Here is a 12,685-nt window from a genome sequence, read left to right as displayed (position 1 = left end):
AACCTTGCGAATTTGCGAAAGGAAACGAGCCCGTCATGATTCTGCCTTGGCTAATCCTGATCCCCTTCATCGGCGGCCTGCTGTGCTGGATGGGTGAGCGCTTCGGCGCTACCCTCCCCCGCTGGATTGCGCTGTTGACCATGACCCTGGAACTCGCCCTCGGCCTCTGGCTGTGGGCCCACGGTGACTACTCATTTGCACCGGCGCCTGGCGCCGATCCGACCTGGGCGCTCGAGTTCAAGCACGTCTGGATCCAGCGCTTCGGCATCAACGTGCACCTGGCCCTCGACGGTCTGTCGCTGTTGATGATCCTGCTGACCGGCCTGCTGGGTATCCTCTCGGTACTCTGCTCGTGGAAAGAGATTCAACGTCACGTTGGCTTCTTCCACCTGAACCTGATGTGGATCCTGGGCGGCGTTGTCGGCGTGTTCCTCGCCCTCGACCTGTTCATGTTCTTCTTCTTCTGGGAAATGATGCTGGTGCCGATGTACTTCCTCATCGCGCTCTGGGGTCACAGTTCTTCGGATGGCAAGAAAACCCGGATCTACGCGGCGACCAAGTTCTTCATCTTCACTCAGGCTTCCGGCCTGATCATGCTGGTGGCGATCCTCGGTCTGGTGCTGGTCAACTTCAACAACACCGGCGTGATTACCTTCAACTACGCCGACCTGTTGAAGACCAAGATGTCGATGACCACCGAGTACATCCTGATGCTCGGCTTCTTCATCGCCTTCGCGGTCAAGCTGCCAGTCGTACCGTTTCACTCGTGGTTGCCTGATGCGCATGCCCAGGCGCCGACTGCCGGTTCCGTCGACCTCGCCGGTATCCTGCTGAAAACCGCGGCCTACGGCCTGCTGCGTTTTGCCCTGCCGCTGTTCCCGAATGCCTCGGCCGAGTTCGCGCCGATCGCCATGACCCTCGGTCTGATCGGGATCTTCTACGGTGCGTTCCTCGCGTTCGCGCAAACCGACATCAAGCGTCTGATCGCCTTCTCTTCCGTTTCCCACATGGGCTTCGTGTTGATCGGCATCTACTCCGGCAGCCAACTGGCGCTGCAAGGCGCAGTGATCCAGATGCTGGCGCACGGTCTGTCGGCGGCAGCACTGTTTATCCTCAGCGGTCAGCTGTACGAGCGTCTGCACACCCGTGACATGCGTGAGATGGGCGGTCTGTGGTCGCGTATCGCTTATCTGCCGGCGATCAGCCTGTTCTTTGCCGCCGCCTCTCTGGGTCTGCCGGGTACCGGTAACTTCGTCGGCGAGTTCCTGATCCTGATCGGTACGTTCGCCAGTGCGCCATGGATCACCGCGATTGCCACCTCCGGTCTGGTGTTCGGCTCGGTCTACTCGCTGATCATGATCCACCGTGCCTACTTCGGTCCGTCGAAATCGGATTCGATCCTGCACGGCATGGACGGTCGCGAACTGACCATGGTGCTGGGCCTTGCGGCGCTGCTGATTTACCTCGGCGTCTACCCGCAACCGTTCCTCGACACTTCCGCCGCCACGATGCATGGCGTGCAGCAGTGGCTCGGCACCGCCTTCACTCAACTCGCTTCGGCCCGGTAAGAGCGCTATGGAATTCACGATTCAACACTTTATTGCGCTTGCGCCACTGTTGATCACCAGCCTCACCATTATCGTGGTGATGCTGGCAATCGCCTGGCGCCGCAACCACTCGCAGACCTTCCTGATTTCGGTCGCCGGTCTGAATCTGGCCTTGCTGTCGATCCTGCCAGCCCTGAAAGTCGCGCCTCTGGCCGTGACGCCATTGCTGCAAGTCGACACCTTCGCCTGTCTGTACATGGCGCTGATCCTGGTCGCCACCCTCGCCTGTGTAACCCTCGCCCATGCCTACCTCGGCGATGGCGGCTCGGGTTACCCGGGCAACCGTGAAGAACTGTACCTGCTGATCCTGATGGCCGCCGCCGGTGGTCTGGTTCTGGTCAGCGCGCAGCACCTGGCCGGTTTGTTCATCGGTCTGGAACTGCTGTCGGTACCGGTCTACGGTCTGGTGGCTTACGCCTTCTTCAACAAGCGTTCGCTGGAAGCCGGCATCAAGTACATGGTGCTGTCGGCCGCCGGTTCCGCGTTCCTGCTGTTCGGTATGGCCCTGCTCTACGCTGATGCCGGCACCCTGAGCTTCAACGGTATCGGTCAGGCACTGGCTACCACCAACCTGCCGAGCTCGCTGGCTCAGTTGGGTCTGGGCATGATGCTGATCGGTCTGGCGTTCAAGCTGTCGCTGGTACCGTTCCACCTGTGGACGCCGGACGTGTACGAAGGTGCTCCGGCGCCGGTGGCCGCGTTCCTCGCCACGGCGTCGAAGGTTGCCGTGTTCGCGGTGATGGTGCGTCTGTTCCAGATCTCCCCTGCCGCGAGCAGTGGCGTGCTGAGCGACGTACTGACCGTCATCGCCATCGCCTCGATCCTGTTCGGTAACCTGCTGGCCCTGACCCAAAGCAACCTCAAGCGTCTGCTCGGTTACTCGTCCATCGCACATTTCGGCTACCTGCTGATCGCGCTGGTGGCGAGCAAGGGTCTGGCGGTGGAAGCCATCGGCGTGTATCTGGTGACTTATGTGATCACCAGCCTCGGCGCGTTCGGCGTGATCACCTTGATGTCCTCGCCGTACAACGGTCGCGACGCCGATGCGCTGTACGAGTACCGCGGCCTGTTCTGGCGCCGTCCGTACCTGACCGCTGTACTGACCGTGATGATGCTGTCCCTGGCCGGTATCCCGCTGACTGCCGGCTTCATCGGCAAGTTCTACATCATCGCCACCGGTGTCGAGTCGCACCAATGGTGGCTGGTCGGTTCCCTGGTACTGGGCAGCGCCATCGGCGTGTTCTACTACCTGCGTGTGATGGTCACCCTGTACCTGATCGAACCGAACCTGCGCCGCCACGACGCCCAGCTGCACTGGGAACAGAAAGCAGGCGGTGTAATGCTGCTGGCTATCGCCGTGGTTGCGTTCTTCCTCGGTGTGTACCCGCAGCCATTGCTGACGCTGGTTCAGCAGGCGGGTCTGGCAGGCTGATTGCTCGGCTGGCTGGAAACGGAAACGGCACCTTCGGGTGCCGTTTTTGTTTTTGCGGGAATCAACATCAAAAGATCGCAGCCTTCGGCAGCTCCTACATTGGGATGGTATGCGGTCTGTAGGAGCTGCCGAAGGCTGCGATCTTTTGACTTATAACACTCTCCCCTTTCTAGGAATTTGCCTGCAAAGTGGTGAGCAATGGCTGACATTCTGCAGAAGGTAGTTGCGGTTAAATTTGAGGATCACCTATCAAGTGGAGATCCACGAACCATGAAGCGGGATATTTTTTCAGAGTTGATGGATGGCCTTGATGCGATAGCCGAAGAACGCCAAGGCAAAATTACCTTGAAGAAGACGCGTGTAAAACGGATCGGCGACACGAAGGGCAAACTCATACTTCCCGCCGAAACTGATGCCTCTCTATCACACGGTTTGCTGGATACCTTCGAACGATAAAAAGCTACATCTGCTCTCATGTGATCTATCAGACTCACTCAACCCACTGTGGGAGCGAGCCTGATCCGGGCGGCGTTCCGACGAAGGCGTCGGCACATCCCCATCTTCAGTGCCTGACACTCCGCTTTCGCGAGCAGGCTCGCTCCCACAGGTTTATGTGGCGTTCACTCAATCCATATAACCACATGACGAAATTGTAATTCCCCCATCACCTTGGCGTTATCCGCAGCCTGCAACGATGTGACCCGGCGACCAATGCCGGCGGGCCCTGCCCCGCCGAACAATAAAACCACGCCGACGCACGTTCCCGTTCTGCCGAACCCAAGGAGTGTTTGATGGTTAACAATACAAAAATGTCGATGGCCGCTTTAGCGGTGGTAGTCGGCGCCGGGCCGTCCATGGTGTTTGCAGAAGACAAGCCCGAGGGTTTTGTCGAAGGCAGCAGCCTGACCGTGCTCAACCGCAACTTCTACTTCAATCGTGATCATCGCAACGGCCAGTCCAGCCCGACCGGCAACGGTTATTCCGAAGCCTGGTCGCATGCCGTGATCAGCAAGTTCGAATCCGGTTTCACCCAAGGGACCGTCGGGGTCGGGGTGGATGCGTTTGCCATGATCGGTTTGAAACTCGACACCGGTGATGGCCGCAACGGCGGGCGCAGTTCGTTCGATGTGTTGCCGGTCAACCGTGACGGCCAGGCGCGGGATGAGTACACCAAGGTCGGTGGCGCCGCCAAAGTGCGGGCCTTCGATACCCTGGTCAAGGTCGGTGATGTGTTCCCGGCCAACCCGGTGGTAGCCGCAGGTGATTCGCGCCTGCTGCCGGAAAGCTTTCGCGGTGTGACGGCGACCAACACCAGTATCGACGGTCTGTCGATTCAGGGCGGTCGTTTGCATGCGATGAGCCAACCGGTGTCCAGCGACATGCGCGAAAATTTCGCCACGTTCTACGCCGGCCCGGTCAATTCGCCGTGGATCGCTTATGGCGGGGGCGACTACGTGCTGAACAAGAACCTCAGTTTCAGCCTGTACTCCAGTCGCCTCAAGGATGCCTGGAATCAGTATTACGCCGGCACCGCTTGGACCTATCCGCTGGCGGACGACCTGTCGCTGTTCGGCGGCCTGAACTATTACAAGGCGGTCGACGAAGGCAAGCAACTGCTCGGCGAGTTCGACAACAACATCTGGAGCGGCCGCGTCGGGGTGAAACTCGGTGCGCACTCCGTTGCCCTCTCCCACCAGCGCAACAACGGCAACGACGACTTCGATTACCTGCGCCAGTCCGACTCGATCTTTCTCGACAACTCGATCCAGTACAGCGACTTCAACTCGCCGAAAGAACGTTCGTGGATGGTGCGCTATGACCTCGACATGACCGCTTACGGCGTACCCGGTCTGTCGTTCATGACCCGTTACGCACGCGGCACCGACGCCGACTATTCCAACGCCAACGCCGTGTACATGCGCCGCGATGCCGAGGGCAATCCGCTGACCGACCAGAAACGCTGGGAGCGTGATGTGGAAGTCAAATACGTGGTGCAGAGCGGTTCGATGAAAGACCTGTCGCTGCGTCTGCGCCAGGCCACCACTCGCGCCACGGCATTCGAGTCGGACCTGGATGAAGTGCGCGTGATCGTCGAATACCCGCTGGCGATTCTCTGAGTTTCCCGAGCAACACCATTCACCTTTAGAAGCTCCTTGCTCCTTTGGTCAGAGGTGAATTTTTTGGCGCCCTTCGGGGCGCCTTTTTTATCCCGTCCGAAACACACTCCTGTAGATACCGTCTTGCCCCTCACCGGGCAAGTGCCAATTTCGGGTCAAATGGTTGGCCCGATTTGAGCACTCCGTAGACGAAGTGCAACAACTTGCGCATGGCTGCACAGATGATCTGTTTGGGGGCTTTGCCATTGGCCTTCAAGCGTTCCTTCATGGCGATGATCGCCTCGTTGTGCCTCAGCGCTACCAGGCCTGGCATGTACAGACCCGCCCGAACGCGAGCCGAGCCGACCCTCGAAATAATTGTTCTGCCTTTGAGTTTTCCTGACTCCTGCAGCTTAGGGTTCAACCCTGCAGCAGCGACCAGTTTGCGAGGGTCGTCGTATTTGCGCAGGTCGCCCAGCTCGGCCAGCAGCCGCTCAAGGGTTTTCTGCCCGATACCGTCGATGGTCACGATCAAGTCGCGCATCTGGCGCATGTCCGGATCATCATCGATGTGTTTCTTGATCGCTTTGTGCGTTTCAGCGATCTCTTTTTCGATGTGGCGCAGAACGGAGTTGATCGAGTCTTTGACCTTTTCGTCGGACACATCCAGACGATTGAGCTCCATCTGCTCCATTTCCTGAAGATCATCCAATCGACGCACCATCGCCTTCAGTTGGCGGTATTTCAGTGGCTCCGGAGCCCAAAGCTGAAGCTTTTCAGCCTTTTCCCGAGCAAAATCAGCGAGCAGTTTGGCGTCGCTTTTATCGGTTTTGATCCGGCGCAATTCGCTATCGGCGTAAGCATGGGTCGTGGCCGGATTGACGACACAGACCCGGTAACCCTTGTTGTAGACGAACTCGGCAAGTTCCAGGTGATAGACGCTGGTGGCTTCCATCACGATCGAGGCTGTGGGCTCGACCTGCTTGTTCAACCAAGCTTCAAACTCTTTGAAACCCTTCGCGTCATTAGGCAGCTTGGCCTTGGTTTTGTGCTTACCGTTTGGCAAGTGCGTGGCGATATCAAAGGTGTTTTTAGCGATATCGACACCGACGAAACTGGACATGAGTGTCTCTCCATTGATCTGTTTTCGATCATCACTGCACTCTGTCCAACCTTGCGAATGCGAGCTCTCGCCAGAGACGGGCCCAAGATACCGTTCGAACTATATGAGTGAGTGTGGAGGGCTGGAGCACGATCTACATCACAGGCAAAAAGCCTAAGGAGCTGCACGGCTTCCAAGTCCCTCCCTCGATGATCAGTCGAGAACTATCGCTCCTGACGGAGCGATAGTCGAGATACAAGGAGCTGCCGCAGGCTGCGATCCCTTGATTTTGTTTTTTAAGATCAAGATCAAAAGATCGCAGCCTTCGGCAGCGCCTACAGAAGACATTGGTCAGGCGCTGGGTTCGACGTTATCCAGCGCTTTGTTCACCGCCAATTCGCCAAGCATGACCACCTGCGTGATGCCGAGCAGCGTCTTGCGATGCGTGCCCTCCAGCAGCGCGGCGAAGTCACCGAGCATCACCGTGGCCGAGGCCAGGGATTCGCAAGCGTTGGCCAGCAGGGATTCGGTGTCGGCGTTGGGGTTGACCAGGAACAGCGCGTTGGCGGTGTAAGGTGTGGCCATGATGGGCGGTGCGGGCTTGAGGTAGTAGTCGAGGGCGCGGTCGGCGGCTTCGTGGAGTTTGTGGGTGTCGATGGCGGCGTAGGGGGATGTTGGATCGGGGTCTGCAGGCGTGTCTGTTTCGGGCGGATTCGGTGTTGGCTTTTTCATGGTTTTTCTCCTTCAAAACGTTGGAGCTGACCCGATCGGTTCCACGCGATGGGGTGGCAGCTGTACGCAGGTTGGAACCCGGGGAACGGAGAAACCCGGCAGACTCGAAAGTCTCCCACGCACAGCCGCCATTACAGACTGCACACCATGAAGATGGGCAAGCATACGTCATGAAAGACGCTTTGGCGCTGACACGTTCTCCGGGGTTCCAATCCCGATCGCTGATTTGGCAGCGACCCATACAGGCTAGAGAGCGGACGTCCGAGGGACAACCTGAAAACATTGTGGGAAGGTTCTGCTTTGCCCACACAACCTTAAACATCCCGAATTGAAATACCGATCGTGATACTGAAAATGTGCCCCGTGCAGGAGCTGCCGAAGGCTGCGATCTTTTGACTTTGATTTTAAGATCAAGATCAAAAGATCGCAGCCTTCGGCAGCTCCTACAGGGATAGGGATTAATTAGCCACCACTGTTGCGGCACACACCCGCCACGCTGTACTTGAGCGTATTGAGCTGCCCTTGCGAGTCCTCGTAGGTCATGGCTGTCGGGACCACCGAGCAAGCCGGCTGCGGCTTCACCACGCTGACGATTTTCACCACGTCCAGCTTCATCCCGTATTCGTATTCCTTGACCACCGGCGGCGCTTTGCCCTGCTCGGCGGCATATTGCTCCATGGCTTTGGCGTTGGCGCTGAAGGCACGCTCGAAAGTGCGGTCACCGCCGCCTTCGGCCATGACCAGAGAAGACATCGCCATGACACTGGCGAACGCGATCAACTTGCGTATTTTCATATCCATTTCCTTCCCATCCAGGCATAAAAAAGCCCAGCATCGATGCGCGATGACGGGCTTGATCAAGTGCTGTCGCTTACAGGCTCTTGCTGTTGTCGACGGCTTTTTCATTGACCACCACCGGGTTGCCGGCGGCTTTTTCCTTGGCCACAAACAGCTCCATGGAACGATCATTGTTGGTCATCATCCGATCGAACGTGCGGTCGCCGCCACCTTCAGCCATGACCAGGGAAGACATCGCCAACGCCACCACAAAAGCACCCATTTGTACGATTTTCATTGTTGATTCCTCGTTTAAGTAACTGACGGGATCAAGGTAACAAGGCGTACCTTTCGTGACGGTGGCGGGGGAATTACAGATTCGTAATGTGGCAAGTACGGCAGCCACACAGAAAATCTCAGGCCTGAGAAATACCTTGTGGCGAGGGGATTTATCCCCGATGGGCCGCGCAGCGGCCCCGCTCTTTATCCAAAAAAGCGGGCTTGCTGCGCAGCCCCATCGGGGATAAATCCCCTCGCCACAAAGGTAGTGCTGTTCTACCGGATGGGCACTACGTCCTCATCCCGGCGATGGGCGATCTGGTACAGCGCCGGCAATATCAGCAGCGTGAGAATGGTCGAGGACAGAATCCCGCCAATCACCACCGTCGCCAGCGGCCGCTGCACTTCAGCGCCGGTGCCGGTTGCCAGCGCCATCGGAATGAAACCCAACGACGCCACCAGCGCCGTCATCAATACCGGCCGCAACCGCGTGAGCGCACCGACATTGATCGCCTCGGCCAGCGACCGCCCTTCCTCACGCAAATTGCGAATGAACGCAATCATCACCAACCCGTTGAGCACTGCCACTCCGGACAGCGCAATAAACCCGACGCCTGCCGAAATCGACAACGGAATATCCCGCAGCCACAACGCCATGACCCCACCGGTCAACGCAAACGGAATCCCGGTAAACACCAGCAAGCCGTCCTTCAGATTGTTGAACATCATGAACAACAGCCCGAACACCAGCAGCAACGCCACCGGCACCACAATCTGCAAGCGCTTGGCCGCCGATTGCAGTTGCTCGAACTGCCCGCCCCAACGGGTCCAGTAACCGGCCGGGACCTGCACCTCGCGCTCGATCACCGCACTCGCTTCGCTGACGAACGAGCCGATATCGCGCCCGCGCACGTTGGCGCTGACGATCACCAGACGCTTGCCGTTTTCGCGGCTGACCTGGTTCGGCCCGAGTACCAGATCGAGGCTGGCGACGTCCTTCAGCGCGATAAACCCGATCTGATTCGCCGCACCGCTCAGCGCCGGCACCGGAATCAGCAACGCCGACAAGCCGTCGATGTCCTTGCGCATCGCATCGGACAACCGCACCACCATGTCGAAGCGCCGATCACCCTCATACAAGGTCCCAGCCTGACGCCCGCCCACTGCCACAGCGATGGTGTCCTGCACATCACCGACGTTGAGCCCGTAACGCGCCGCCTTGTCGCGGTCGATGTTGATGGTCAGCACCGGCAACCCGGTGGTCTGCTCGACTTTCACTTCAGAGGCGCCGTTGACCTTTTGCATCGCCGCCGCGATCTTCGCTGCCGTGGCGTTGAGCACGTCCATGTCATCGCCGAACACCTTCACTGCGACATCGCTGCGCACGCCGGAAATCAGTTCGTTGAAGCGCAACTGGATCGGCTGCGACAGTTCATAGTTGCTGCCCGGCAACGTCGCGGCGGCTTGTTGCAACTCGGCCATCAGGGTTTCGCGGGACTTGTTCGGGTCTGGCCATTGCTCCTTGGGTTTGAGCATCACGTAGCTGTCGGAGATGTTCGGCGGCATCGGGTCGGAAGCGATTTCCGCCGTGCCGGTGCGGGCGAACACCCGTTCAACCTCCGGCACTTTGGCCAGGATCAAGGTTTCCAGGCGCTGCTGCATGTCCACCGATTGCGTCAGGCTGGTACCCGGCACGCGCAGTGCTTGCAGAGCGAAATCGCCTTCACTGAGACTCGGTACAAACTCGCTGCCCATGCGGCTGGTGAGCACGCCGCTGAGCACGATCACGCCCAACGCCGCGCCCACCGCAACCGTGCGATGGGCCATGACCCAGGCCAGCGCCGGCGCATACACCCGACGTGCGCCGCGCATGACCGCGCCCTCTTCTTCCTTGACCTTGCCGGTGACGAACAGCGCAATCGCCGCCGGGACGAAGGTCACCGACAGCAGCATGGCACCGAGCAAAGCGATGACCACGGTGAGCGCCATTGGGTGGAACATTTTCCCTTCGACGCCGCTCAGGGCGAAGATCGGCAGGTACACCACCATGATGATCAACTGACCGAAAATCAGTGGGCGCCGCGCCTCTTTCGCGGCGGCGAACACTTCCTTGAAACGCTCGGGACGGCTCAACAAACGCCCGTGATGTTGCTGCGCATGCGCCAACCGGCGCAGGGTGTTTTCGACGATCACCACCGCGCCATCGACGATGATGCCGAAGTCCAGCGCGCCGAGGCTCATCAGGTTGGCGCTGACCTTGTTGCTGAACATGCCGGTGAAGGTGAACAGCATCGACAGCGGAATCACCATCGCGGTAATCAGCGCGGCGCGGATGTTGCCGAGGAACAGGAACAGAATCGCGATCACCAGAATCGCGCCTTCGATCAGGTTTTTTTTCACCGTGGCGATGGCTTTGTCGACCAGGTGCGTGCGGTCATACACCGGCACCGCGATCACGCCTTTGGGCAAGGATTTGTTGATCTGTTCGAGCTTGCTGGCGACCGCTTGCGAGACCGTGCGGCTGTTCTCGCCGATCAGCATGAACACCGTGCCGAGCACCACTTCACGACCGTTTTCGGTGGCCGCACCGCTGCGCAATTCACGGCCGATTTCTACGGTGGCGACGTTCTTCACCCGGATCGGCGTGCCATCGACATTGGCCATGACGATGTTGGCGATGTCCTCGGTGCTCGCCACTTGCCCTGGTGCGCGGATCAGCAACTGCTCGCCGCTGCGCTCGATGTAGCCGGCGCCGACGTTGGCGTTGTTGCGCTCCAGCGCGGTGATCAGATCGGTGAGCGTGAGCTTGTACGCGGCGAGGCGTTTCGGATCCGGCGCGATCTGGTATTCCTTGGCAAAACCACCGATGGTGTTGATCTCGGCAACACCCGGCACATTGCGCAATTGCGGTTTGATGATCCAGTCCTGAATCACCCGCAGATCGGTCGGCGTGTACGCTGTGCCGTCGTCCTTCAACGCGCCTTCCTTCGCCTCCACCGTCCACAGAAAAATCTCGCCGAGGCCAGTGGAAATCGGGCCCATCAGCGCTTCCGCGCCTTCGGGTAATTGCTCCCTGGCGATCTGCAGGCGCTCGTTGACCAGTTGGCGGGCGAAGAACAGGTCGGTGCCGTCCTTGAAGATCACCGTGACCTGCGACAGCCCGGAGCGCGACAGCGAACGGGTCTGCTCCAGTGCCGGCAAACCGGCCATCGCGGTTTCAATCGGGAAAGTGATGCGCTGCTCGGTTTCCAGCGGCGAGAAGCCGGCGGCGCCGGTGTTGATCTGCACCTGGACGTTGGTGATGTCGGGCACGGCGTCGATCGGCAGTTTCTGATAACTGGCGATGCCGAGGCCGGCCATGAGCAGAACGGCGAGCAGCACGATGATGCGCTGCTCGATGGCAAACTGGATCAGGCGTTCGAACATGGTGACCTTCCAGAATTAATGACTGTGCTCGGCTGAGGCTTTGCCCAGCTCCGACTTGAGGACGAAGCTGCCGGCGCTGGCGACTTGCACGCCCGGTTCCAGCCCTTGAGTGACTTCCACGTGGCCGGCGGCGCGGCTGCCCAGTTCCACCGCCTGTGCCTTGAAGCCGTCGTCGGTACGCACGAAAACCGTGGGTTTGTCCTCGACGGTCTGGATCGCGGTTTCCGGCACGGCCACTTTCGCTTCGCGGCTGTCAGTGGCGACCCGTGCGCTGACGAACAGCCCCGGTCGCCACGAGCCTTGCGGGTTTTCCAGGGTCACGCGCACGGTCGCGGTGCGGGTCTGTTCGCCGAGCAGACTGCCGACATAAGCCACACTGCCAGTCACTTCGGCTTTCAATTCCGGCGCACTGACGGTGACCGGTTTGCCCACCTGCACCTGGGTCAGGTCCTTGGGCGAAACGCCGAAGGTCACCCACACGCGGGACAAGTCCGACAGGGTGAACGCGGCGGTGGTTTCATCAACCACCTCGCCCGGCGTCAGGTGTTTTTCCACCACCACGCCATCGAAGGGTGCGCGCAGTTCGTAGCGATTGCCGCCGGTGGCGACCACGCTGCCGCTGAGTACGCTGATTTTCTGCCGGGCGTTGTTCATGGCGATTTCCGCTTCTTCCAACGCTTGCTTCGCCTGGAGGAAATCCTGCTCGGCGGAGATCTTGTCCTGCCACAACTTTTTCTCGCGTTCGTAGGTGGTGCGCGCCAATGCCAAGCGACGTTGCGCGGCAGCCTGTTCACTGCGCTGATCGGATATCTGCTGACTGGCGATCACCGCCAGCAACTGGCCCTTCTTCACCGCTTGCCCGAGGTTGACCGCCACCGACTCGACCACCCCCGGCACGCGCGGCACCACGTGCGCGGTGCGGTCTTCGTCGAAGCGCACTTCGCCGGGAAACGACAGGCCGAGACTGATGCTTTGCGCCCGCGCCTCGGCCAGTTGAATGCCCGCGGCGGCGATCTGCTCGGCGCTCAATTCGATGTGGCCTTCTTCGGCCTGTTCGCCTTCGGCTGCAGCGCCCTCCTCGGCGTGATCGGCATGTTCGGAGGCCTCATCGGCATGCGCGTCGATATTTGAATTGGCCGGCCACATCGAACCGAGGCCAATGCCCAGCGCCAGGGTCGCCACCGCGACCACCATCAGTTTTTTATCCATGGAAACTCCTCTGCGCCGTGCCATC

General features: G+C 59.6%; 9 protein-coding genes and 1 pseudogene. 4 read left to right on the top strand and 6 right to left on the bottom strand.

All coding sequences use genetic code 11. From position 1 onward, the window contains the following. The first annotated feature begins 35 nt into the window (after positions 1-35). From nuoM to ACYZUM_RS07060, 4 genes and pseudogenes are all read left to right on the top strand, one after another. Entirely contained in the window at positions 36-1,568 is a 1,533-nt protein-coding gene (nuoM, locus tag ACYZUM_RS07075) for an NADH-quinone oxidoreductase subunit M (RefSeq protein ID WP_027614661.1), read from the top strand. A 7-nt stretch (positions 1,569-1,575) separates the two neighbouring features. Continuing rightward, entirely contained in the window at positions 1,576-3,039 is a 1,464-nt protein-coding gene (gene nuoN, locus ACYZUM_RS07070) for an NADH-quinone oxidoreductase subunit NuoN (protein ID WP_095666947.1), read from the top strand. A gap of 270 nt (positions 3,040-3,309) precedes the next feature. Next, positions 3,310-3,405 (top strand): annotated as a pseudogene (locus tag ACYZUM_RS07065) (transcriptional regulator); the annotation flags it as partial. A gap of 425 nt (positions 3,406-3,830) precedes the next feature. Further along, positions 3,831-5,156: an OprD family porin gene (locus ACYZUM_RS07060; RefSeq protein ID WP_108182329.1), complete on the top strand. Its 1,326-nt coding sequence runs from the start codon at positions 3,831-3,833 to the stop codon at positions 5,154-5,156. 130 nt (positions 5,157-5,286) lie between these two features. Here the strand turns inward: ACYZUM_RS07060 and ACYZUM_RS07055 are convergent, their stop codons facing one another. From ACYZUM_RS07055 to ACYZUM_RS07030, 6 genes are all read right to left on the bottom strand, one after another. After that, on the bottom strand, positions 5,287-6,258 hold the full coding sequence (locus tag ACYZUM_RS07055; RefSeq protein ID WP_108181669.1) for an IS110 family RNA-guided transposase: 972 nt from the start codon (positions 6,256-6,258) through the stop codon (positions 5,287-5,289). Positions 6,259-6,588: 330 nt separating this feature from the next. Continuing rightward, a complete protein-coding gene (locus tag ACYZUM_RS07050; RefSeq protein WP_108182328.1) occupies positions 6,589-6,969 on the bottom strand; it encodes a DUF6124 family protein in 381 nt (126 codons plus the stop codon). 462 nt (positions 6,970-7,431) lie between these two features. After that, entirely contained in the window at positions 7,432-7,764 is a 333-nt protein-coding gene (locus ACYZUM_RS07045; protein ID WP_041073199.1) for a DUF2790 domain-containing protein, read from the bottom strand. A 76-nt stretch (positions 7,765-7,840) separates the two neighbouring features. After that, positions 7,841-8,044, bottom strand: coding sequence for a co-regulatory protein PtrA N-terminal domain-containing protein (locus ACYZUM_RS07040; RefSeq protein WP_108182327.1), 204 nt, complete (start codon positions 8,042-8,044; stop codon positions 7,841-7,843). A 257-nt stretch (positions 8,045-8,301) separates the two neighbouring features. After that, positions 8,302-11,451, bottom strand: a complete 3,150-nt coding sequence (locus tag ACYZUM_RS07035; protein ID WP_108182326.1) for a CusA/CzcA family heavy metal efflux RND transporter — start codon at positions 11,449-11,451, stop codon at positions 8,302-8,304. 15 nt (positions 11,452-11,466) lie between these two features. Beyond that, on the bottom strand, positions 11,467-12,660 hold the full coding sequence (locus ACYZUM_RS07030) for an efflux RND transporter periplasmic adaptor subunit (protein ID WP_108182325.1): 1,194 nt from the start codon (positions 12,658-12,660) through the stop codon (positions 11,467-11,469). Between the last annotated feature and the right edge of the window lie 25 nt (positions 12,661-12,685).

It is taken from the genome of Pseudomonas sp. m6p (assembly GCF_055760375.1).
This window is presented reverse-complemented; position numbering and strand designations above follow the sequence as displayed.

Excerpts from the sequence above, each read along its gene's own strand:
- nuoM (WP_027614661.1), top strand. The coding sequence starts at position 36 with ATGATTCTGCCTTGGCTAATCCTGATCCCCTTCATCGGCGGCCTGCTG.
- nuoN (WP_095666947.1), top strand. The coding sequence starts at position 1,576 with ATGGAATTCACGATTCAACACTTTATTGCGCTTGCGCCACTGTTGATC.
- ACYZUM_RS07060 (WP_108182329.1), top strand. The coding sequence starts at position 3,831 with ATGGTTAACAATACAAAAATGTCGATGGCCGCTTTAGCGGTGGTAGTC.
- ACYZUM_RS07055 (WP_108181669.1), bottom strand. The coding sequence starts at position 6,258 with ATGTCCAGTTTCGTCGGTGTCGATATCGCTAAAAACACCTTTGATATC.
- ACYZUM_RS07050 (WP_108182328.1), bottom strand. The coding sequence starts at position 6,969 with ATGAAAAAGCCAACACCGAATCCGCCCGAAACAGACACGCCTGCAGAC.
- ACYZUM_RS07045 (WP_041073199.1), bottom strand. The coding sequence starts at position 7,764 with ATGAAAATACGCAAGTTGATCGCGTTCGCCAGTGTCATGGCGATGTCT.
- ACYZUM_RS07040 (WP_108182327.1), bottom strand. The coding sequence starts at position 8,044 with ATGAAAATCGTACAAATGGGTGCTTTTGTGGTGGCGTTGGCGATGTCT.
- ACYZUM_RS07035 (WP_108182326.1), bottom strand. The coding sequence starts at position 11,451 with ATGTTCGAACGCCTGATCCAGTTTGCCATCGAGCAGCGCATCATCGTG.
- ACYZUM_RS07030 (WP_108182325.1), bottom strand. The coding sequence starts at position 12,660 with ATGGATAAAAAACTGATGGTGGTCGCGGTGGCGACCCTGGCGCTGGGC.